This is a genomic window from Variovorax sp. P1_H12_2, assembly GCF_056405335.1.
The window spans coordinates 1-3,542 of record NZ_JBFUCI010000546.1 but is presented as its reverse complement, the minus strand read 5'-3'; the positions used below and the strand labels follow the sequence as shown (position 1 = coordinate 3,542).

1 protein-coding gene and 2 pseudogenes are annotated in these 3,542 nt (G+C 67.2%); all 3 read left to right on the top strand.

Annotated features, from left to right (window positions below):
- Nucleotides 1–325, top strand: a pseudogene (locus AC1D2K_RS31995) (OmpA family protein); the annotation flags it as partial.
- Between the two features lie 183 nt (nucleotides 326–508).
- Nucleotides 509–2,713, top strand: coding sequence for a type I secretion system permease/ATPase (locus AC1D2K_RS31990; protein WP_478094122.1), 2,205 nt, complete (start codon nucleotides 509–511; stop codon nucleotides 2,711–2,713).
- A 35-nt stretch (nucleotides 2,714–2,748) separates the two neighbouring features.
- A pseudogene (locus tag AC1D2K_RS31985) lies at nucleotides 2,749–3,542 on the top strand (hemolysin secretion protein D); the annotation flags it as partial.

Below are 3,542 nucleotides of genomic sequence, written 5' to 3'. Positions count from 1 at the left end.
CGTCTATGTGGACGGCCAGCTCCATGCCGCACTGCTGCCCCATGGCTTCACGCGCCTGTGCCTGGACCCCGGCAGTCACACGCTGGAAGCCTATATCGGCGATGCCCCACTCTTTGCAGGCAAGTCGAATCCCGCGACGCGGGTCCACCTCGAGGGCCGAAAGACCTACTTCGTGGCGGTGTCGGAGGGCGGCGGTGACCCTCAACCCTATCGCCGTGCCGATGCCGAACGCCTCCTGGCAGGTGCCCATGAGCAGCGCTATGTCATCAGCCGTGCGAGCACGGTCGTGCACTGCCGGGAGGCGCCGGGCAGCCGCGTCGAGTGACGCCCGGGGCGACCTGGGCGGCCCCGATCGCTTCGTTTTTCAGATCTTGCAATGGTGATGCGCGCCGCCCGAGGGCGACCGCGCGGCCGCAGTGGAACAGGGCCCGTTGGCACGGACCCCTGGCAGCTTGCCAGCGGAAAAGCTCGACGGTGAGTTCCACACCGTCGCGAACAAGGAATTGATATGGCAGCAGTGATGAAGCAGGACGGCCCTGTGGAGGGGCAGCATGCGTCCCACGCGGAGGCAGGACAGGATACGTTGCTGGGGGCCGTGCATTGGTTGTGCGTCTACCATGGCCTGACGATCAGCGCGGCCGCCTTGCAGGCGGGATTGCCGCGCGACGCGAGACTGTCACCCACGCTTGCGGCGCGCGTGCTGGAACAGGCCGGCATCGGYGCGGGCTGGGTCAAGCGGGACGTCGGAGACCTGCTCTCCTATCTGCTGCCTGTGGCTTTGCTGCGCAAGGACGGCGGTGCTTGCGTGCTGGTCGCCCGTCATGGCAAGGGCAACGCCGCTTCCTATGACGTCGTGCTGCCGGAAGCGGGTGGCGGCAGCGTGCGCCTCAATGCCGGCGAGATGAACGAGCTCTACGCCGGGCATGCGTTGCTCGCCAAGCCGCAGCCGCGCCTGGACGATCGTGCCGGGCCGCAGGTGCAGGAGAGCGCAGGCCATTGGCTCTTCGCCACGCTCTGGCGCTATCGCCGCTACTACGCCAGCGCGGCGCTGGCGGCGCTGCTGATCAACGTCCTGACGCTGGCCAGCACCTTCTTCACGATGAACGTGTACGACCGGGTGGTACCGACCGGCGCCTACGTGACGCTGTGGTCGCTGGCCATCGGCGTCATCGTCGCGATGGTGTTCGAGTTCGCCGCGCGCCATGTACGCGCTCATCTGGTCGACGTGGCGGGAAAGAAGGCCGACCTGGTGCTCGGCTCCGCGTTGTTTCGCAAGGTGCTGGCGACGCGCATGGAGTTCAAGCCGCAATCGGCCGGTTCGTCCGCGAACCAGTTGCGCGAATTCGAGTCGGTGCGCGACTTCGTCACCTCGGCCACGATCTCGACGCTTTCCGACTTGCCGTTCTGCCTGCTGTTCGTTGCCATCATCGCCATGATCGGCGGGCCGCTCGCGCTGGTGCCGCTGCTCGCCATACCGGTCATCGTCATGATCAGTATCGCCATCCAGTGGCCGCTCGCGCGCAGCATGCAGGAGAACCTGCGCGAAGGCTCGCTCAAGCAGGGCCTGCTGATCGAGTCCATCGAAGGCATCGAGTCGCTCAAGGCGGCACGGGGCGAAGGCGTGATGCAGCAGAAGTGGGAGCAACTCAGTGCGTTGGCTGCGTCCAGCTCGATGAAATCCCGCGCGCTGTCCAGCATGGCCTTGAACCTCGTGACCTTGATCCAGCAGGTGCAGACGGTGGTGATCGTGGTGTGGGGCGTGTACCTGATCCACGCGGGCACGCTCAGCATGGGCGCGCTCTTCGGCACGGTGATCCTGGCCGGCCGCGCGACCGCGCCGCTGGCGGCCGTGGTCGGACTCGCGGTCCGCTACCAGCAGGCCAAGACGGCGCTGCGGTCGCTCAACCAGTTGATGGACCAGCCGGTCGACCGGGTGCCGGAGCGGCGCTATCTCGCCAAGCCCCATTTCGCGGGCCACGTCACGCTGAAGAAGATCAACTTCGCCTATCCGGCGCCGCCGATGCAGCCGTCGCCGCCGGTGCTGCAGGACATCAGCCTGGAGTTCAAGGCGGGCGAGCGCGTCGCGCTGCTGGGCAATATCGGTTGCGGCAAATCGACGCTGTTGCGCGTGATGGCGGCGCTGTACCAGCCGCGCAGCGGCCAGGTGCTGATGGACGGCATCGATGTCGGCCAGATCGACCCTGCCGACGTGCGTGCCGCCGTGGGCATGCTGGGCCAGGATGCCCGCCTCTTCTACGGCACGCTCAAGGACAACGTGACCATCGGCAATCCCGCGGCGACCACGGAGGAATTCCTGCGGGTGGCGCGGCTGACGGGCCTCGACGCCATCGCGGCGCGACATCCGCGCGGCTTCGACATGCCGATTGGCGAGGCGGGGCAAGGCCTGTCGGGCGGGCAGCGCCAGCTGGTGGCGCTGGCACGCTGCCTTCTGTTGCGCCCGCGCGTCTTGCTGATGGACGAGCCGACCAGCTCCATGGACTTGCAGACCGAGCACTACTTTCTCCGACGGATGGCGGTCGCCACCCAGGGCCAGACCGTGATCGTGGCGACCCACCGGCTCTCGGTGCTCGAACTCGTGGACCGCATCGTCGTGATGGATGGCGACGGCAGGGTGTTCGCGGACGGCCCCAAGGAGGCGGTGCTGGAGAGCTTGCGGGCCAAGGGGCCGAGCGATGACAAGGCCGCCGCTTGAACAGGACGACGACCGAGATTGGCGAAGGTGAAATCATGAAGAACAAGCAAGTACACCCGGCACCCGAAGTGAAGGCCGCCCCGCCGGCCGCGGTCCAGGGTGATCGCCGCCATGCTGCCGGCCCGACCGGACAGGCGCGCAAGGAAGATCTTGCATTCATGCAGGATCTCCGCGAGGCGATGCTGGTCCAGAAGACGCCGGGCAGCATGCTCGTGCTGTACCTGGTCGCCCTCATCCTCGTGGTGGCGCTGGTGTGGGCGCACTTCGCGAGGGTGGAGGAAATCACGCTGGGCGAAGGCCGCGTGATACCGGCCAGCCGCGAGCAGGTGATCCAGAGCCTGGAGGGCGGCATTCTGGAATCGATGAACGTGCACGAGGGCGACATCGTCGAGCGGGGCCAGATCCTGCTGGAGATCGACCCGACGCGCGCCGGCGCGTCCTACCGCGAGGGCGTATCCAAGGTCCTGGCGATGAAGGCCTCGATTGCCCGGCTTCGCGCCGAGGCTTACCAGGAGCCGCTGACTTTCCCCGACGATGTCAAGGCCGTGCCGTCGATCGTGAGCGACGAGACGCGTGCGTTCAATGCGCGCCGGCAAACGCTTTCGGCCAGCGTGCAGGCGCTGCAGCGAAGCCTGGAACTGGCCGAGCGCGAGGTCGGCCTGTCCGAGCCTCTGTCGGCGCGCGGCCTGATGTCGGAAGTCGAAATCCTGCGCATGAAGCGCCAGGCCAACGAGTTCCGGCTGCAGATCGCCGAGCGACAGAACAAGTTTCGGTCCGACGCCAACGCGGACCTGACACGCCTGGAGGGCGAACTGGCCCAGGCCAGGGA